This window comes from Planktothrix serta PCC 8927, assembly GCF_900010725.2.
Taxonomy (GTDB): domain Bacteria; phylum Cyanobacteriota; class Cyanobacteriia; order Cyanobacteriales; family Microcoleaceae; genus Planktothrix; species Planktothrix serta.
Window position 1 is genome coordinate 6,019 of sequence record NZ_LR734861.1, and the last position, 19,709, is coordinate 25,727.

Genomic DNA, 19,709 nt, shown 5'->3' on the forward strand with positions numbered 1-19,709 from the left:
AAAGTCTACGAACGAGTTAGTAATTCCCGGCAAGATTTTTTACACAAACTTAGTTATAAGTTAGTCAGCGATAGCCAAGCTGTGATCGTAGAAAATCTTCATGTCAAAGGCATGGTTCGTAATCACAATTTAGCTCAGGCAATATCTGATTGTGGATGGGGAACTTTCACTAATTTCTTAGCTTACAAACTAGGTCGAAAAGGCGGTAAGTTAGTCGAGATTGATAGATGGTTTCCCAGTTCCAAACTCTGTTCTAATTGTTTCTATCAAGTTAGTGAGATGCCATTAGATGTGAGGGAATGGACTTGTCCCCATTGTGGTAGTGATCATGACCGTGATGGAAACGCCGCGCTCAATATTAGAGCCGAAGGCATCAGAATGCTGGCATTGAGCGCAGTCGAAATGCTGGCATACGGATGGTGCAGCCGTTTCTGCTGTAGGAGGGGATGTAAGACCCGATCTGGGGCGAAAGCCTAAGTTCTGGCATTCGCCTGTGAGTACAGAAGCTGACACTGTACTTGGTACTCCAAGTCAGTGTGGGTAGTTCACAATCGTTACATTTATTAACAACTTAGGGACATCCAGAACTCACCCTAATGGGATAATAAATGATTGATCTTTAGTAAAAATCTTTATCCTAAGCTTCTCATGTCTTCAGAATCCCATAGAAATTCCTTAAATCTAGTTCAGCGTCCTCGCCGTCTCCGTCGCACCGATGCTCTCCGGCGCATGGTTCAGGAAACCCACCTCACGGTCAATGACTTAATTTATCCTCTGTTTGTCATGGAGGGGGAAAACCAAAAAGTTGAGGTTTCCTCCATGCCGGGAAGTTACCGTTACACCTTAGATTTACTATTAAAAGAAGTCAATGAAGCTTGGGAATTAGGCATCCCTGCCATTGCCTTGTTTCCGTTGGTTGCTGAGGAAAAAAAAGATAACGCCGGAACTGAAAGTTATAATCCAGATGGCTTAATTCAGCGTACTGTGCGGGCAATTAAACAGGCAATTCCTGATATTATGATCATCACGGATATTGCCCTTGATCCCTTCTCCAGCAAAGGTCATGATGGCATTGTCAGCGAGAGTGGGGAAATTCTCAATGATGAAACCGTTGAAGTTTTAGTGAAACAAGCGCTCTCCCATGCGGAAGCGGGAGCCGATATTGTGGCTCCGTCGGATATGATGGATGGTCGCATTGGGGCTATTCGTGAAGGGTTAGATGAAGCGGGATATATTGAAGTCGCAATTTTAGCTTATACCGCTAAATATGCCTCAGCTTATTATGGCCCCTTCCGGGATGCCTTGGATTCTGCCCCTAAATTTGGCGATAAAAAAACCTATCAAATGAACCCGGCTAACTCTAAAGAAGCGTTAACAGAATTAGCGTTAGATGAAGCAGAAGGCGCCGATATTGTGATGGTGAAACCTGCTTTAGCTTATTTAGATATTATTCATTTACTGCGTTCGGCAACAGATTTACCTGTGGCGGCTTATAACGTTAGTGGGGAATATGCCATGATTAAAGCAGCCGGACAAATGGGTTGGATTGATGAGAAAAAAGTCATGTTAGAAACCCTAACCAGCATGAAGCGTGCAGGCGCTGATTTAATTCTCACCTATTTTGCTAAAGAAGTGGCGTTAATTTTGCGTTAGGTTCAGCATTGAAAACGGTTGACGGTTAACTATTGACGGGTGGGGCCTGAATCAGGAGGGAGTTGGGGGGATGATTTAGGGATTTCCTATTAATAGTAAAAAGGCGATCGCATCATCTGAGGGGCGGGTTTAGATAGGTTATGGGTGAGAATTGAATATTATTACAGAACCCGCCCCTACAGTTTGTGAAAAAATCGCCATCGCATTGGCTAAATCATTAACAATTGAACCGTAGGGGCGGGTTCCGAGACCATCTTTAATGATCAGTAATTATCTCCCTAAACCCGCCCTTTCTTCTCAAGCGATCGCATTTTAGATCCGAGAATGAAACAGCCATGCTACGGCTAATAAATCCTACCAAATTACTGATAAATCCAATATAAAATTCAGTAAAACATCTTCACCCGATAAGGTTTTCGGGTTGTCTAAAATTTCCGGTTCTTTACCACTCCGATAAATTTCGACTTGTTGGTTTTGACGATTAATTAACCATCCTAAACGAGTCCCATTATTAATATAGTCTTGCATTTTTTCGCGTAAATCTTTTAACGAATCACTGGGAGAACGTAATTCTACAATAAAATCAGGACATAAGGGAGGAAATTTATCCTGTTGTTCTGGCGTTAGGGTTTGCCATTTAATTAAGGGTATCCAAGCCGCATCTGGGGATAATTTCGCTCCATTCGGTAATTGAAAACAGGTAGAAGAATCAAACCCTAGACCTGTACCATCTTGGTCTGCCCAATTCGCTAATTGTTGATTAATTTTTAAGTTCCGATTTCCCGTACTTCCTCCCGTTGGGGGCATTATTATTAATTCTCCCTTAGCACTGAGTTCTAATTTCCAATATTGATTCGCCACACAAAGTTGATAAAATTGTTCATCCGTTAAATTAACACTCGGAGGAATATTTAAGGTTAAAGTGTTCATAATAATTAACCCTTGATTAAATCGATTGCCAAAATTTATCTCATTATAGCAATCCTAAATAAGAAGTTGCTCCTGAGTATAGTAGCGCAGGGTTTTTCGAGTAAGGTATTGTCTGCACCGCAATTCGTACATCTTCACTTGTATATTGATCGAGCCAAATTTATGACGGATAATCAAGGTTGAGAGTTTTGGCGAAAACGCGCTGTAAACTCAGGATATTTTTCTAAGTCTTCAACCGAATCTACTGGAGGCATTTCAATCCAATTTCCTTCTTGATGTAATCTGTCTATATAAGCATAGAAGGCTTCTTGATCATCTCTGTGAGAAAGCATATAATCTTGCAGTTCTTTTTGACTCATTGCTTGAAATTTGGCTTGACTCATGCAATGTACCTCCAATTTCCGTTTGGATAGATTTCAATAATGTTTTCCTCTCCTGCAAGGAAAAAAATATTTCCCGTGCGCTCATCTAGACGAACAATGTTAATAGGTAAATAAAGTCTAGTAAACCAACAACACAGGACATAACATCTTGTTTTTTGCTCTGATGTAGCTATAATTATAACTCCTTAAGATAACAGCGATCGCACTTTCAAAAGCCAAAATGAGCGCGGTTTTAAAGTTTAATCAACAAGATGAGAGCGATCGCACTGATAACAATCAAAGAGATCGCATTTTTAAAGTTTAATCAACAAGATAACGGCGATCGCCCTGCCAAAAGTTACAAATCATTATCAGTGAGATTAGCAACTTTTAGAAAATGTCTTAATAGTCCAGGTTTTAGGGCTTGATTGCCATGAATCGGTACAGAAATTCGGGCTGGATTATTTAGTTTTCCATAGATATGATGGCTGCCATTAATGCGTAATATTTGCCAACCATTTTGTTCTAATATTTTTGCAAACTCTTTGCCTGAAACAGATTTCATACGGCGATTTCTAAAATTTGTGAAGATTCATCAAGCTGTAGCTGTTCCGTATCTACTAACAAACAACCTTCAACAGCTTCATATAAGTTTTGTAGGAGTTCCTCAAAGGTATTACCTTGGGTAGCACAGCCAGGAATAGCAGGAACTTCAGCCCAATAACCCGTTTCTTCTGTGTGAACAATGACTTTGATTTTCATTGGTTAAGGTATTTAAATCGTATATTTCTTATTATACAGCGATCGCCCTCTGCTTTCCCATCCCAAGCCGCGATCACGCTGTGGTTGAGCACAACCTATTCCCTGATAATAGGTAGAAACTTTAACGAAGCCAAGGAAAATATCTCCTGATCAAGAGTTGCACGCTAGTTGAGATTCTGAATCCTCCCAGTTAGCGTGCTACTACTTAAACTAGGGACTAAAACCCAACTACGAGGTAGTTTTTTTGCGAGTAGTTGAGGATTTTTTAGTAGTGGTTTTAGCAGTTTTTTCTGTTGTTTTCGAGGCTGTTTTTGAAGTTTTAGACTTACTGCGAGAACTCGAACTTGAACCCGCTTTTGCCGCTAACAATTCCAACGCCTGGGCTAAAGTAAACGCTTCCACCGCCGTATCCTTCGGTAATGAAGCATTAATTTTTCCATGTTTAACATAAGGCCCATAACGGCCATCATAAACATTCACAGGTTCCCCATCTTCTGGGTGAGTTCCTAACTCCCGTAAAAGAGGAATTTCTTTTTTACCTCGTCCTCCTCGACCACTGGTTTTCGGTTGAGCTAATAATTCCAAAGCCCGTTCTAAACTAATCGTTAACACATCATCCGGCGCTTTAATTGACCGATAATCCTTACCTTCTTTCCCCTGGTCATGGACAACATAGGGCCCAAACGGCCCCAAAGCAGCTTTAATTTTGGCCCCGGTTTCAGGATGAGTCCCTAATAGTCGGGGTAACGCCAATAACCCCATCGCCATATCCATCGTGACGTTATCCTTATCAACCCCTTTGGGAAGGGAAACCCGTTTCGGTTTTTTATTTCCTTCCGCCTCTAACCCCAACTGAATATAGGGGCCATAGGGGCCAATTAAGATATAAATCAACTCTCCCGTTTGCGGGTCAGTCCCCAACTGTTCTGGGCCTTCGGTTTTTTGTCCAACTAATTCCCGAATTACATCCGGGGTTAAGTCCGCCGGAGTTAAATCTTGGGGAATAGAAGCGGTAATCATTTCCTCACCTTTTCCCGCCTCAATATAGGGGCCAAACTTGCCAATACAAACCCGATAGGGGATAGGGTCATCTTCATCCCCTAACTGCTCTAATTCAATCGTCCGGGCGATTTTCGTATCAATTTTACTTTCTTGGTCTTTAACTTGAAATTCCAGTCCCATCTCCCCTAAATAGAATTTTTGTAAATAGGGTAGCCAAGGAGCTTCTCCGGTGGCGATATCATCAAGAGTATCTTCCATGCGGGCGGTAAACCGGAGATCAACCAAATCGGGGAAATACTTTTCTAAGAGATTTGTTACCGCAAAGGCGGTAAACGTTGGAATTAAAGCATTATTTTTTAACTGAACATACCCCCGGTCAATAATCGTTCCAATCACGCTGGCGTAGGTACTAGGACGACCAATGCCTTCACTCTCCAAGGTTTTAACTAGGGAGGCTTCGGTAAACCGGGCGGGGGGTTGGGTTTCGTGTCCAACCACATCCAACTGTTTGCAGTTAGGATGGTCGCCCACCTTCATCGGGGGTAATAACACCTCTTGGTCTTCTAAGGCAGCTTCCGGGTCATCTGAACCCTCAACATAAGCTCGGAGGAACCCTGGAAAGTCAATCCGTTTTCCGGTACTGCGGAACCCGGCATCTTCAACTTTTAACTCAACGGTAATATTAGTTTGGCGAGAGTCCGCCATCTGAGAGGCGACGGTACGCTTCCAAATTAAATCATAGAGGTTGAGTTCAGCCCCACTGAGAGCAGTTTCTTGGGGAGTCCGAAAAGAATTTCCCGCCGGACGGATGGCTTCGTGGGCTTCCTGCGCCCCTTTAGATTTAGTCGTGTATTGACGGGGTTTAGGACTGAGATAGTTTTTCCCATATTTTTGTTCAACACATTCACGGGCGGCGGTTATTGCCTGTTCCGATAAATGCACGGAGTCCGTTCGCATATAGGTAATATAGCCCCGTTCATACAGACTTTGAGCAGTTTGCATCGTCTGACGAGCGCTTAACCGCAGTTTCCGGTTAGATTCCTGTTGGAGTGTGGAGGTGGTAAAGGGGGGCGAAGGTTTACGAGTAACGGCTTTTTCTTCTAAATTAGCAACCGTCCAGGGTTTACCAGAAATCCGTTGTTTTAAAGCTTCTGCTTGGGCTTCATCCAGTAAAACCACATTGCGACCTTGAGCAATTTTTCCTGTCGTTTCATCGAAATCGCTTCCTGTCGCCACTTTCACCCCCCCAAGGGAGATCAGTTTGGAATCAAATTGACTTTTAGTATGTTCTAAAAGGGCTTTTAAATCCCAATATCCCCCAGACCGGAAAGCTCGACGTTCCCGTTCTCGACTAACGAGTAAGCGCACCGCCACAGACTGTACCCGTCCGGCGGATAATCCCCTGGCAATTTTTTTCCATAATAGAGGGGAGAGGGTATAACCATAAAGGCGGTCAAGGATGCGGCGGGTTTCTTGGGCGTGAACCAGTTGTTCATCAACGATGCGGCAATTTTTTAGGGCTTCACGAATCGCCTCTTGGGTAATTTCGTGAAATACCATGCGTTTAATCGGAACTTTCGGTTTCAGAATTTGAAGTAAATGCCAACTAATACTCTCTCCCTCACGGTCTTCGTCAGTGGCGAGGATTAGTTCATCGGCTCCCTTAAGAGCAGCTTTCAGTTCTTTAACAATTTTTTGCTTATCTTTGGGGATAACGTAAATGGGTTCAAAGTTCGCTTCCACGTTGACCCCTAGTTGCGCCCACTTTTCTCCTTTATATTCTTCTGGAATTTCTTCAGCCGAGGGAGGAAGGTCACGGACATGACCCATTGAGGCTTCCACCCGATAGCTTGAGGGTAGGAAGTTGCGAATGGTACGCGCTTTGGTTGGAGATTCAACGATGACTAAGGTTGACATGACGCCTTCTTCGGATAGCAGCGAACTGGGATGAAAGAAAAGGAGCGGTTAACTGCTAGGAGTGAACAGTCCTTTTTTCTAGCCTATATCATTGCAGCCCTAGTTAGGGTGATTGACCCTGGGACATAACACCGATCTCCGTCATCCCGTTTAAATGGGGAACAGTTTAAACAGTTCACAGTCCCGTTAACGCATCGGTATTGGGATCGGGTAAAGGTTGTTGTTGAACATCCACATTAGACCAAGACTTTGAGGGAGCCGAAGGCACTTTTACTGATAAACGAGTGCTGGGTTGTAACCGTCCTTGATCCTGTAACTTTACCAATTCTTCTTGATAAATTGCCATTAATCGAGCTAAACTTTCGGCAATTTGATCCCAACTTTCATCATTGACAATTTTATCGGCAATCCCTTGAAACAGATCCCCTTGTTTGCTTTTCTTGACAAATTCTTTCAAGCGTTTACCCGATTTCTGTAACACCGCTTGGTAAACTTCCCCATTTGACCACCAAACACCGGGTTGAGCTAACAACCAAGTCAGGATATATTCTTGGGCGTGTTGTTCCTTAACCCAAGTAGCGAGATACTGTAATTCTTCCATTGGTTCAATCTAGCTACAGTGAAATTTTCTATACCCAATCTTTAAAAAAATCTGACTTAAATTATACACCCAGTAAAATCAACGCTAATCTAAGAAGATTACTGCCTTCAGTAACCCACAATATTACAGTCAATAGAACTCTATGTCACTACAAAAATTTGGTGTAATTGGTCTAGCCGTCATGGGTGAAAACCTAGCGCTGAACGTCGAGCGCAATGGGTTTCCGATCGCAGTGTATAACCGCACCGGAGCGAAAACCGATGAGTTTATGCAGCAACGGGCCCAGGGAAAAAATGTCAAAGCAGCCTATACCCTAGAAGAATTTGTCCAATCTTTAGAACGTCCGCGCCGGATTTTGGTGATGGTGAAAGCCGGAAAACCCGTTGATGCTGTCATTGATCAGCTTAAACCGTTGCTGGATCAAGATGACATGATTATCGATGGGGGTAACTCCCTCTATGAAGACACTGAACGCCGCACAAAGGAACTAGAAGCCACAGGTTTAGGGTTTGTGGGGATGGGGGTCAGTGGTGGCGAAGAAGGTGCCCTCTGGGGGCCAAGCTTGATGCCGGGAGGGACGGAAGCATCTTATAAAGAATTAGAACCGATTTTAACGAAAATTGCCGCCCAAGTGGATGATGGCCCCTGTGTGACGTTTATTGGGCCAGGTGGCGCGGGTCACTACGTTAAAATGGTGCATAACGGTATTGAATATGGCGATATGCAGTTAATAGCCGAAGCATACGACCTGCTGAAAAATGTAGCAGAGTTGAATGCGAACCAACTGCATGAAGTTTTTACCGAATGGAATACCACCGACGAACTCAATTCGTTTTTAATTGAAATTACGGCGGATATTTTCAAAAAGATTGATCCTGAAACGGGTTTACCTTTAGTTGATTTAATTGTTGATGCAGCCGGACAAAAAGGTACCGGACGTTGGACGGTGATGAGTGCTTTAGAATTAGGGGTTTCCATTCCTACGATTATCGCGGCGGTCAATAGTCGAATTATTTCTTCTTACAAAGAAGAACGAGTAGCTGCTTCTGAACAATTACCGGGGCCAACCCTTGAATATGACGGAGATGTTTTAAGCTTAATCAATAAAATTCGGGATGCGTTGTACTGTTCTAAAATCTGTTCCTATGCTCAAGGAATGGCGTTATTAAGCGCTGCTTCTAAGGAGTTTGGGTACAATTTGGATCTGGGGGAAATGGCGCGAATTTGGAAAGGAGGCTGTATTATTCGGGCTGGATTTTTGAATAAAATTAAAGCCGCTTTCAACGATAATCCTAACTTACCGAATTTGTTATTAGCACCGGAATTTAAACAGACGATTTTAGATCGTCAAGAAGCTTGGCGGGAAGTATTAGTTTTGGCGAATCAATTTGGAATTCCAGTTCCCGCTTTTAGTGCGTCCTTAGACTATTTTGATAGTTATCGACGGGCTACTTTACCTTTGAATTTAACCCAAGCTCAACGGGATTATTTTGGCGCTCATACCTATGAACGTACAGATAAACCCAGAGGTGAATTTTTCCACACCGAATGGACAAAAGACTAAACCTTTAACCCTTCGTAGTGAGGCGTTCACGCCTCATAGCCCTGAAGGGCTTACTACTTGGTAGTGAGGCGTTCACGCCTCATAGCCCTGAAGGGCTTACTACTTGGTAGTGAGGTGTTCACGCCTCAAAGCCCTGAAGGGCTTACTACTTGGTAGTGAGGCGTTCACGCCTCAAAGCCCTGAAGGGCTTACTACTTGGTAGTGAGGTGTTTACGCCTCAAAGCCCTGAAGGGCTTACTACTTGGTAGTGAGGCGTTCACGCCTCAAAGCCCTGAAGGGCTTACTACTTGGTAGTGAGGCGTTCACGCCTCAAAGCCCTGAAGGGCTTACTACTTTAAATTTCACTGGAAAAAATTTGATTAACGGTTAGATTTAGTTCAGCAAAAGTCGGAGAAATGAGGCGATCGCTTTCTATAAAAACTACTTCGTCATACCAGCCTTCAGATAGCGTAAAAATAGTAATTTTAGATTGTAATGGATCAACGATCCAATATTCAGGAATATTTAAAACAGAATATTCAGCCCGTTTAGCCCGATAGTCAACACTTTTTGTTGAAGTGCTAACAACTTCTACGACTAAAAGCGGGGGTGCTTCATTTAAACGAATAACAGCCTCGCGGTTTTGCAAATTCCGCCACTGTTCTTTAGGAATAATTACAACATCAGGAATACGAACAGTATCCCAGCGATCGCCACGAGGAGATTGAACACCGATCACCATTTGTTTAGATACCCAATCTCGTCCTATTCTAGCAATCTCAGTGCGAAATTGAGTATTTAGAAAATCGATCAGTTCACCATGTTGTCCGGTTCCTAAAGCCATAGAAACCAATTCTCCGTTGACTAATTCATAAAGACTATCTGTGCCGTCATCGTAGTTAAGATACTCTTCTAGGGTAAAGCGTTGGGTTGTGAGAGTCATCTGATTTTACGGGGTTGGGGATGATTCTATTCTACTATATGCAGTCTGATTATATCGCAGTTTCCCTAATTCTATCAATGTTTATAGAAACTCAGAAACCGGGTTTCTTCCGCAATATTTCTGTTATTCAGAAAAAGCGATCGCAGAAACCCGGTTTCTCGGTGCGCTTGTAATTTTTGGGCGATCGCTTCAATTCAAAAACCAACTCAAGGCAGTTATGTTAACATCAGGATACTGATTATTGGTAACGCGATCAAGGATGTTATTTAGCGGTTCAAAACTCACAACCTTTATTCAAATTAGTATAACCTATTTTCTATTGCTGTAATCGAGGATCAGTTTTTCCTGTATGTAACCAATAAATCGGGGCTAGTAAACCGAATGGTTTCCAGAATAATGGAGATTGAATTACTCCTAAATTTTCTATTTTATTTGTATGAATATCCTTGCAATTTGGTCTGGGCGGGTTTCCGATAACGCCAAAAGAAGAGCAAGCAAAGTATGAAATTTTACATTCCCAAGATTTATTCCATCTTTCTAAAGCTTTTTGGGTGTGTGGAAATTTTAAAGACATTAACCTCTCTACTTGATCTCGATAATTCCATAAGACTGGTTGTTCACATTTGGAAATTACAACAGCTATTCGATACTGCTTTAATTTATTTCGATCATCTAAACGATTAGCTATTTCATCGGAAAGCTTTATAAAAGCATTTCTGTAACCTATATCATCTCTAGTCTTACCATCAATTAAAAAGAAGAGTTTTGATGCAGTTGCACAATCATCAATAAATTCGACATTTTCCTGTAGATCAGAGCGATTACCTTTTAAGTTCTCAAATAACTCTCCTGCATAATCTATACAACGAATGTCTATCTCGATATTTTTACTTTGAAGTGCCGCAATTGGCTGTACTAAAAAACTAGGTTTTAGAGCAATGCGAAACTGATAAACTGGTGATTCGTAAATTCTAGTTGGTAAGGTTGGCGATAACGATCCTCCCTGCATTAATATGTTTTCTGCCATATCAAATAAATCTTCACCGTCTTCATTACAAGGGACAACTTGAAAAGGAACATCATAATGTCTCTCTGACCAATAGGCTAGTGCGACTAGAAAAGTAGTTTTTCCAGATGCTCTATTTCCAAGCATTGCGATAATATTATTATCATTTATATGCTCTTTTAGACTATTTTGATTATTGAATTGATTGCTTAATAGTTTATTAACTACTGTCAATAAACTATTCTCTGGCACTTCATTATTATTACTTGATTTGCTAATTTCATCTGTTTGTGAAACGCTTGAAAGTTTCTGGGAAATAGCTGAAACAGTCCAAACATAACCGCAACCTTCAAAACCAAATCCTAAAACTTTAACGCAATTCTGTTCTATCCCACCTATCCATGCTCCTAAAGCTGGTAAATGTCCAATAGGGGCATTCCTGGTATAGTTTAATTGTTCTCTTAATAACCAAGAACCATTAAGATATACACCTACTTTTTTTCCAAAGTTTTGCAACTTTTTTACATCTTTTGTATTATTACAACCCAGATTTTGCCAGATCTTTCTTTGGACACTAAAACCAAAACGACCATGACTATATTTTACCCAAAGCTTATCTATAGTTTTTAAGTCGGTAGGGAGTAATTTTTCAAAATCTTTTACTTCTAACCAACCTCTTGTTTCTTGTCCTGTAGATTTAAGTATTAGCATTGCTGTTTCATAATCTGCCAGTCTCCATTGTTTTGTTTCTAGAAAATCCCGTAATTGAGTGTAGTCAATTCCTTGGGCTGAAAGTAGCTGAATGTCATCTATATTTTTCTGAGCAAATAAACTCTGAGCAACTTGATCAATAATTTCAATAGTGCTTTCGCTTTTATCTACAAAAATAATTTCTTTAATAGAATTAGATGATAACTTATTTAAGGATTCAGTAATTGCTGATAACATTGCAATAACCACTTTATTGATCGATAAATGAGTATGTCCTGTTCCTACTAAGGGAATAACTAAACGAGTAATTCCTTGCTCTGCTATTTTTGAAATTATTGATTGAGTAGCTTTAAAAGCATCAGTAACAGTAGGCTCCAAAGATTCTATAGATTCTAAAGTAGTTAAAATAAAATAGGGATTAGATTGAGCAACATCTATTTGAGGAAACTGAGATTTAATTTTCGAGGGTAAAGAAACAATCAAAGGTGATTCAGGACTAATTAGAGATTGTTTATTTTCATCTTTAGCCCGATTAATTGCAATATAGAGATGACTAAAACCTTCTTCGCCTAAAAAATTTTTAAAAGCCAAAAAATCATTATAAGACTCTGTAAAATCAGTGTTTGAAGGTATTTTTAACAGAGTTGGAATCACCAAAGCATCAAATGGTAAAGTCCAAGGTTCATCTGTACAAAAACTATAAATATTTGTATTACCTTCTTGCCATAGAAAATTAAGAGTTTGTTTATTACCACACTCTAACTCCTCCGCAACCTTTGCATACTCCCCACCCAAACGTCTCAAAACCTGAGCCGTAACCGTTGCAAAATATCCAACTTCCTCAACAATATTACTATTGATAACAGGTTGCTCTTTCTTCAAAACAGCAGCAAAATCTTCCAACGAAAAACCCAGTTTTTTCGCTACATAGTTCGATACCTTATCAATTACAGTCAACACATAATCAGAAGGAACAGAATCTAGCAATAACTCCCGTACTCCCTCCATAAACCCATATTGAACATAATCAGGATTCGTTTCTGGATTAATTTCAGATAACGGCTTTAATAATCCCCCTAAAAATACCTCAGCCACATTAACTTGTAGAGAATCTTTTAAGAAAGTTTCCTGAATTAATCGTACAATCGGTAAAGTAATCACAGGTGCAGACGCTAATAATCCTGCTAATTTTCGCGCCATTGGTGAAGCCGTCACCCGAAACCCTTGCACGCGATTTTCTGCACTCAAATCACCCGTAAAATTAAATAATCCACTTTCTTTTCTATTAGCATTCTCTAACTTAAACTGATATCCCGATGACCAAATACTCCCCTTTCCTGCTAACATTTGTGCCCAAATTTCTGCCCGTTCAGGTTCCAAAGTAAAAACCGGAACTTTAACCACCCTTTCCTCATCCACTTCATCCCATGATAAATACACTTCCTGGGCGATTAAATTCTGATTAAATACCCCTGGACTTAATGCGCGTAACCACACTTCAGTCGCCCAGCCTAAAGCGGTTCTTTTCCACATCCATTTAGGCAACATTTGGAGTATTGCCATTAACCCTTGTTTTGCCCACATTTCTAATACAGGCGTAACCTTTCCACTGCGCCATAAAGATGATACACAATCACTGACAACTAATACTAAACGCCTCCCACTGGGGTCTATTAATTCTTTCGGACTCCGGGGAGATTGATTCTTAGAACTTGCACCAATACCCCGACGAATTTGTATTTGTTTATTGTCATCAGTCATCAATCCCCAAACTCGGACATCTCGAAAAATCCCATAATTTTTTAACAGTTTTTCTAACTCTTTAATTGTCTGTCTCCAAATCTGCATAGAAATAGATTCATCAATGACTAATTCTAAATCTAACCAAGGTTCTAATGTCGGTTTAAAAACAGGAAAGCACAGCACTTTATCGCCTATTTTTTGAGCAGTAGCAACAGTAGCAATTTCATCTAAAACTAATTCTTGATCCGAAGCAACCCGACGCATTAAAGGTTTAAATGCCCGTGCTAATATTAACGGCTCCCGCAGAGAAGAAGCATCAGGAACCTTTAAAGATAAACCCGAAGTTTTTGAGGTTTGTTGTTGATTTCGGGGGTAGATACCCGCTTTTTGTTCCTCTGGTGACTGATTTTTTACTGTTTCTGGATGATCTAACTCCCTGCTTTTTAAAGGGGGCTGGGGGGGATCACTCTCTTTTACTGTTTCTTGATCTAACTCCCCCCTTTTNCAGTTAAGAATCTGGTTAGAAACCACAAATTAGCTAAGTCAATTAGTGATTGTGGCTGGGGAATGTTCTGTACGATGTTGAAGTATAAAGCTGAAAAAGAAGGGAAAACCTATCTTGAAGTTGATAGATTTTTCCCTTCTTCTAAAACTTGTAACGTCTGTCTAAATCAAGTGGGGAGCTTACCCCTTGATGTTAGAAGTTGGACTTGTGAGCATTGCCAAACTCTCCATGATCGAGATATAAATGCTTCAATTAATATCAAAAATGAAGCCTTGCGGATTCTGTCGTTAGGAACTAGCGACACTGCCAATCTGAGGGGATGTAAGTCATCTGGTAAAACTTTTGTTCTATCAGATGCTATCCCCGTCGAAGTTGGAAGCCCACACTTACTCGTAGAGAAGTGTGGGTAGTTCACTCAAAGATTTATGTTGATAACCCAAAGAAACCTGCACATTTGTAGTGAGGCGTTCACGCCTCAATGCCCTAAGCCCTGAAGGGCTTACTACGAAAGACCCTAAGCCCTGAAGGGCTTACTACGAAGGGTTGACAAATGTTCCCTAAAAAGTCATCTTAACAACAGAGTTAAACTTGCGATTTCAGAGAGTAAATAGTTGTTTATGTTTCCTTTTATTCCTGCGTTTTTTTTGGCTGAAGTGATTACGATTCCACCCCCAACCTCTGGGAAACGATATATTACCCAAACGCAGGAAATTCGGCCGTTACCGGGACAGTTGAATGAAACTCCGGTTTTTAATAGTAATAGTCCTGAAGTCGTGAAGGGAGAAGGAATATTATTATCGACTTTTCCCCAAGCCGCGAAAAAATTTCCTAATGCCCATCTTAATCTTCCCATAAGCGGACAGTTTGACTTTTTTTCCCATCATATTTCTCGTCCGATTAATAAGCAACAAACCTTATATCAAGGGGTGTTAATTTATAATCCTAGTTCTCGACCCGTTAGTTTAAATATTCTGCAAGGAATGAGTTATGTCACCTCACCAGACGCGCCGTTTGTGGAATTACCGCCAATGGTGGAAGACCCCCAAGGTCGGGTATTTTCGGGGCCGGGGTCACGGTTGATGGGGGATATTTTACGGGGACGCCATCAACGCACCTTTCCCGAACAAATCATCATTCCGCCCCAACAAACCCAGATGTTGTTTAGTTTACCGATTCCAACGGCGAGTGCGCGTTCAACCTTCCTACGGTTACAAAGCAATGGCCCCGTACATCTGGCGAATTTAGTTCGATTTGCGACGCCTGCGAGTGTTCCCTCCCTTCCCAATATCTTCGGTTTCCCCCTATCCTCCGTTTCTAGGCAACAAATGCCGATATTAGGACAATGGCAAAATTTCTTAAATACGGGCAAACTGGCAGAACCTAGAGATGTTATCCCAACTTTAGGGGAAAATGCTTATCAGGGAGAAAAAGTCTATGGCCGTGTAGCCGGGGTGTCGGTGGGTTCCGAATGGACGGGGACAGTGGTAGACCGTCCAGGGATGAATTATTTAACGATTCCCTATCGGGGGTATGCTTTTTCCTATCCCTTGAGTACCGTTTCAACCGCTACTTTGGGGACTCAGCAAATTCAAAGTGCGCCGTTGTTAGCCCGCTATCCCGATACCGCAACTCGTGCGAATGGAAATTATGGCGTACAATATCGTCTGACCCTACCGTTATACAACTCCACCCGTCAATCCCAAAGGGTGAGTTTATCAATTCAAACCCCATTTAAACAAAATGTGGCTTCTAATCGATTAACCTTTATTGAACCTCCTCAAGGACAGGTGTTTTTTCGAGGAACAGTTCGGTTTACATACACCGATGATTTTGGGCAAACTCAACAGCGTTATTTTCACTTAGTCCAACGTCAAGGACAGCAGGGGGAATCATTAATTACTTTAACTTTACCCCCAGGAGAATCTCGTTCTGTGGGAGTGGAGTTTATTTATCCCCCCGATGCGACTCCTCCCCAAGTATTAACGGTGAAAACTTTGGAGTCTGGTGGAAACTAAGGCTAATTTGGCTCTAAAATTGAGAAGTATAATATCCTCTTAAATTGTCAATCCCAAGGAAAAAACAATGGCTGAAAAATATAGACTGGTGACTCGCAGCGATTTCGATGGTTTAGTCTGTGCGGTTCTTTTAAGAGATTTAGATATGATTGGTGAAATTAAATTTGTGCATCCTAAAGATATGCAGGATGGCAAAATAGAAATTACAAATCAGGATATTACTACTAATTTACCTTATGTTCAAGGGGTGCATTTGGCGTTTGATCACCATTTAAGTGAAACCCTTCGCAACCCCTCAGTTAAGAGCAATTATATTATTGATCCGAAAGCACCTTCTGCGGCTAGGGTTTTATACAATTATTATGGGGGAAAAGCTAAATTTCCGACGATTTCTGAGGAAATGATGGAGGCAGTTGATAAAGGAGATTCTGCCCAATTTAATCAAGAAGAAGTCTTAAATCCTGAAGGCTGGGTTTTATTGAATTTTCTCATGGATGCTCGGACAGGGTTAGGACGGTTTCGAGATTTTCGGATTTCTAATTATCAACTGATGATGGAGTTAATTAGTTATTGTAAGAATCATCCAATTTCTGATATTTTACAACTTCCTGATGTTAAAGAACGGGTAGAAATTTATTTTGAACATGAGGAGAATTTTAAGAATCAAATTAAACGCTGTTCTCAAGTTCATGGAAATTTAGTCATATTAGATTTACGGCCAGAAGAAGTTATTTATGCGGGAAATCGGTTTATGATTTATGCTTTATTCCCCGACTGCAATATTTCTATTCATGTTTTATGGGGCGTTAAACAACAAAATACGGTGTTTGCGGTGGGTAAATCAATTTTTAACAAAACGTCCAAAACGAATATTGGAGAGTTGATGTTAAAGTATGGCGGCGGCGGTCATGAAAATGCTGGAACTTGTCAAATTGAAAATGATCAAGCTTCTCAAATCTTACAGGAATTAATCACGCAAATTAATCAAGATGGTTAAAATATATATAGCAATCCTAAATAGGTTGTAATATTTTATCGTAGGGGTGATGTCCCTCCAAACCCAGGCTCAAAGAGGGTTTGGAGGGACATCACCCCTACAGATTTTTATCACAAATCATTTAGGATTGCTATAGCAGGGAACAGGGAACACCACAGGAAAAGAGTTCTCTGTTCCCTGCTATAATTCTGACGAGGAACTCACTAATAAAGCCACTGGAAATACGGTTAAAATATCGCCAATTTTTAAGGAATAGCTACCTTTAATCGATTGGTTTGTGATAGTATCTTTCCAATCAGTTTCCCAATCTTCGGGGATTTCAATAGCTGTGTCTTTCCAAATCTTTTCACCCAAGGGAAACTGTGTCGGTTCGACTAAATTCGTTAAAAATCGAGGAACAATGGTAATTGTAATTGTCTGACCATAGGTTCGACCAAAGGCTAAAATATGTTCGGAATAGTCTCCGGTTATCTCTAGGGGAATGTAAGTTCCTTGTTGATAAACTTCCAGATATTGCTTGCGAACTGCTAACCCTTGGAAAATTAAAAATAACTTCATCCGTCCATCTTCAGGGGTGGTTTTTAACTCCTCAATGAAAGACAACATATTATCCTGAGAATAGGATTTAATCTCCTCTAAAAAATTTATCCGTTTTTCATAATCAACCGGACGACGATTATCAGGATCAACTAAACTTAAATCCCAGAGTTCTGTTCCTTGATAAAAATCGGGTAAACCAGGGCTAGTGATTTTAATTAAGGTTTGGGATAGGGAATTAAACATCCCATAAAAGGCTATTTTTTGTTGAAAAGTTTTGAACTCTTGTAAAAACTGATTATTCTCAGAAGGGTTTAAAATTTTGTCAATAAAAGCTAAGAAACCTTCTTCATAAACGGAGTCAGGACGCAACCAGGCGGTATGAACTTTCGCTTCTCGAACAGCTTTAATTGCAAACTGTTTCACCCGTTCTACAAATTCAGGATATTCTGCTTCATAAAAGGGATAAGAACCGATTAAATTTTGATACAAAAAATACTCGTCATTCCCATCAGGAATAATTCGGCCTTCGGTTTCTATTTTCTGATCACGATTTAACGCCATCCAAGTTCTGACTTGTGCTTCCCATTCATCAGGAATTTCAGAAACAACGTTTAGTCGAGCGCGTAAATCTTCACTGCGTTTGGTATCATGGGTTGAGGTTGTATTCATTGTATGGGGCCAACTTTTTCCCCGTTTTTTATTAAATTGATGGAAGGTATCGCCAATAATTCCAAATTGATCAGGTGCGCCGCCGACTTCATTTAAAGAAACAAAACGGTTATACACATAAAACAGCGTATCTTCTACCCCTTTTGCTGTTAATGGCCCGGAAAATTGTTGAAACTTCCTAACAAAATGCAGCCACAATTGTTTATTTTCATCGCTTAAATAGTGATCATATTCTAATAATAAAAACTTTTCAATTACATTCAGTTCGTTAATCAGTTCAGGATGTTGTCCTTTCGCTTCTTGAATGGCAAACTGAACATAATACCGATCTTCTTCGCTGACTTGTCCTTCATTAATATAAGTTCGATAGACAGGAAAGCGCACTAATACTTCTAAAATTGCCGTTTGTAACCCATGTAATGTTAAGTCTCGTCCATAACGATATTGACCTGCAATGCGCTTAAGCAATTGTGCTAAATTATCAGCATCTCCCGCTAAGTTGCGATTAGCAATTAAGCGTTTTTTATCAATTAATAATTGTTTATAGGAGGCAGTTAATCCCGTTGCATCTCGATAAATTTGGCTAAAACGGTCTTCATTTTTGCGATCGCAAAACAAACTATTCAAATAAATTAAAAATTCATAACCTGAAGTTCCTTCTATTGGCCAATTAGTGGGTAATTCTTCCTCAAGTTCTAAAATTTTCTCCACAGTTAGATATATATTTCCAGCTTTTTCTCGGAGACAGTGTAAATATTGCAGAGGATTATACAGTCCATCAATATGATCAATTCTTAATCCGGTAAATTTACCGGATCTGACGAATTTAAAAATCAAATCATGGGTTTTATTAAAAACCTTTTCATCTTCTACTTTAACACTAATCAGTTCATTGACGGTAAAAAAGCGCCGATAGTTTAATTCTTCTGCACCAACTTTCCAATAGGATAACCGGAAAAATTGCTCCGAGAGGAGTTGATCTAAGAAGTTAAAACTTTCAGAATCGCCCGTTTTTCCATTCAAATATTCAATATTTTCATCAATGAATTTCTGGATATCGCTATTTTCTTGATACAGTTCCCAAAGTAATCCTTTTGCGAATATCGCTTGCGATCGCCGATCTTGACTCGATTCTTCATTGGTAATATTTTTGAGCACATAAAGCAACCCTAACAGTTTAATAACATTCGGGTGTCTTCGTCCTAATCGATCTTCTAATTCTTTCAACCGAGGACTGATTAAATAAGTGTAGGATTCAATTTTTAAAGGGAATTTAAGGCTATAATAATTAACAAACAAACCTTCTTCATCGTAAGAAATGGTTAACTGTCCATTTTCTAAACAATTGCCATAAAAGTCTCCCAATAAGGGTGCTAAAACACGACCTTTAAATCCTGTATGGGGATGTTCCCAATCAATATCAAAAAAATCTAAATAGTCGGAATCAGAACCATATTCAAAGATATCCGTTAAATATTTATTTTGGCTATCATAGGCCATGTGGTTCGGAACAATATCCTGTAACCATCCCATCCCATTCTGTTTAATTTTTTCTATTAATTGATCAAAGTCTTCCTGGGTTCCCAGTTCAGGATTTAATTGATTTTGATCAACAACATCATAACCATGAGTGCTTCCGCTTCTAGCTCTAAAAATTGGAGACGCATAAAGATCGGAAATGCCTAATTCCAGTAAGTAATCAATGATCTCTTTAACCTGATTAAAATTGAAATCGCTATTAAACTGAATCCGATAGGTAGCTAGAGGAATTCGCATAATAATTTTTAAAATCAAATTTAGGAGCTTATAA

General features: G+C 40.2%; 16 protein-coding genes and 1 pseudogene. 7 read left to right on the top strand and 10 right to left on the bottom strand.

The features are described 5' to 3' along the window. Positions 1-477 (top strand): RNA-guided endonuclease InsQ/TnpB family protein (locus PL8927_RS08255; protein WP_456319734.1); only part of this gene is annotated, 477 nt, incomplete at its 5' end. Between the two features lie 171 nt (positions 478-648). After that, the gene (gene hemB, locus PL8927_RS08260) at positions 649-1,653 is read left to right on the top strand and encodes a porphobilinogen synthase (protein WP_083619601.1); all 1,005 of its coding nucleotides are present in this window, start codon (positions 649-651) and stop codon (positions 1,651-1,653) included. 354 nt (positions 1,654-2,007) lie between these two features. Here the strand turns inward: hemB and PL8927_RS08265 are convergent, their stop codons facing one another. The 7 genes from PL8927_RS08265 to PL8927_RS08290 all read right to left on the bottom strand — a co-directional run bounded on the left by PL8927_RS08265 (position 2,008) and on the right by PL8927_RS08290 (position 7,227). Further along, the gene (locus PL8927_RS08265; protein WP_083619604.1) at positions 2,008-2,583 is read right to left on the bottom strand and encodes a Uma2 family endonuclease; all 576 of its coding nucleotides are present in this window, start codon (positions 2,581-2,583) and stop codon (positions 2,008-2,010) included. Positions 2,584-2,756: 173 nt separating this feature from the next. Further along, entirely contained in the window at positions 2,757-2,966 is a 210-nt protein-coding gene (locus PL8927_RS08270) for a DUF6887 family protein (protein WP_083619606.1), read from the bottom strand. Then, the gene (locus PL8927_RS29105) at positions 2,963-3,145 is read right to left on the bottom strand and encodes a DUF6888 family protein (protein WP_407947391.1); all 183 of its coding nucleotides are present in this window, start codon (positions 3,143-3,145) and stop codon (positions 2,963-2,965) included. Before PL8927_RS29105 ends, PL8927_RS08270 begins: the two co-directional genes overlap by 4 nt. A 158-nt stretch (positions 3,146-3,303) precedes the next feature. Beyond that, complete coding sequence (locus PL8927_RS08275; RefSeq protein WP_083619609.1) at positions 3,304-3,510, bottom strand: type II toxin-antitoxin system HicA family toxin; 207 nt, start codon at positions 3,508-3,510, stop codon at positions 3,304-3,306. Next, positions 3,507-3,707 carry a type II toxin-antitoxin system HicB family antitoxin gene (locus PL8927_RS08280; RefSeq protein WP_083619612.1) on the bottom strand — a complete coding sequence of 67 codons (201 nt, stop codon included), beginning with the start codon at positions 3,705-3,707 and terminating at the stop codon, positions 3,507-3,509. The genes PL8927_RS08275 and PL8927_RS08280 overlap by 4 nt, the downstream gene beginning before the upstream one ends. 228 nt (positions 3,708-3,935) lie before the next feature. After that, positions 3,936-6,626 carry a type I DNA topoisomerase gene (topA, locus tag PL8927_RS08285; RefSeq protein WP_083619615.1) on the bottom strand — a complete coding sequence of 897 codons (2,691 nt, stop codon included), beginning with the start codon at positions 6,624-6,626 and terminating at the stop codon, positions 3,936-3,938. Positions 6,627-6,801: 175 nt separating this feature from the next. Next, entirely contained in the window at positions 6,802-7,227 is a 426-nt protein-coding gene (locus PL8927_RS08290; protein ID WP_083619618.1) for a hypothetical protein, read from the bottom strand. A gap of 142 nt (positions 7,228-7,369) precedes the next feature. Between PL8927_RS08290 and gnd the strand changes: the two genes are divergently transcribed. Further along, positions 7,370-8,791: a decarboxylating NADP(+)-dependent phosphogluconate dehydrogenase gene (gnd, locus tag PL8927_RS08295; RefSeq protein WP_083619621.1), complete on the top strand. Its 1,422-nt coding sequence runs from the start codon at positions 7,370-7,372 to the stop codon at positions 8,789-8,791. A 334-nt stretch (positions 8,792-9,125) separates the two neighbouring features. Here gnd and PL8927_RS08300 read toward each other — a convergent pair whose 3' ends face one another. Further along, entirely contained in the window at positions 9,126-9,713 is a 588-nt protein-coding gene (locus PL8927_RS08300) for a Uma2 family endonuclease (RefSeq protein WP_083619625.1), read from the bottom strand. A 38-nt stretch (positions 9,714-9,751) separates the two neighbouring features. Between PL8927_RS08300 and PL8927_RS28825 the strand changes: the two genes are divergently transcribed. Beyond that, positions 9,752-9,886, top strand: coding sequence for a hypothetical protein (locus tag PL8927_RS28825; protein WP_269322012.1), 135 nt, complete (start codon positions 9,752-9,754; stop codon positions 9,884-9,886). A 143-nt stretch (positions 9,887-10,029) separates the two neighbouring features. Here the strand turns inward: PL8927_RS28825 and PL8927_RS08305 are convergent, their stop codons facing one another. Continuing rightward, positions 10,030-13,704 (bottom strand): GUN4 domain-containing protein, encoded by a 3,675-nt coding sequence (locus PL8927_RS08305; RefSeq protein ID WP_083619629.1) that lies wholly within the window; start codon positions 13,702-13,704, stop codon positions 10,030-10,032. On the opposite strand from PL8927_RS08305, the pseudogene PL8927_RS08310 reads away from it, so the two are divergent. The 3 genes and pseudogenes from PL8927_RS08310 to PL8927_RS08320 form a co-directional block, all read left to right on the top strand. Next, positions 13,681-14,088 (top strand): annotated as a pseudogene (locus tag PL8927_RS08310) (RNA-guided endonuclease InsQ/TnpB family protein); the annotation flags it as partial. The gene PL8927_RS08305 and the pseudogene PL8927_RS08310 sit on opposite strands and share 24 nt — an antisense overlap. 207 nt (positions 14,089-14,295) lie before the next feature. Then, the gene (locus tag PL8927_RS08315) at positions 14,296-15,693 is read left to right on the top strand and encodes a DUF3370 domain-containing protein (RefSeq protein WP_083619631.1); all 1,398 of its coding nucleotides are present in this window, start codon (positions 14,296-14,298) and stop codon (positions 15,691-15,693) included. A gap of 67 nt (positions 15,694-15,760) precedes the next feature. Further along, the gene (locus PL8927_RS08320) at positions 15,761-16,690 is read left to right on the top strand and encodes a DHH family phosphoesterase (RefSeq protein WP_083619634.1); all 930 of its coding nucleotides are present in this window, start codon (positions 15,761-15,763) and stop codon (positions 16,688-16,690) included. A gap of 180 nt (positions 16,691-16,870) precedes the next feature. On the opposite strand, the gene treY is transcribed toward PL8927_RS08320, so the two are convergent. Further along, positions 16,871-19,675 carry a malto-oligosyltrehalose synthase gene (treY, locus tag PL8927_RS08325; RefSeq protein ID WP_083619637.1) on the bottom strand — a complete coding sequence of 935 codons (2,805 nt, stop codon included), beginning with the start codon at positions 19,673-19,675 and terminating at the stop codon, positions 16,871-16,873. Between the last annotated feature and the right edge of the window lie 34 nt (positions 19,676-19,709).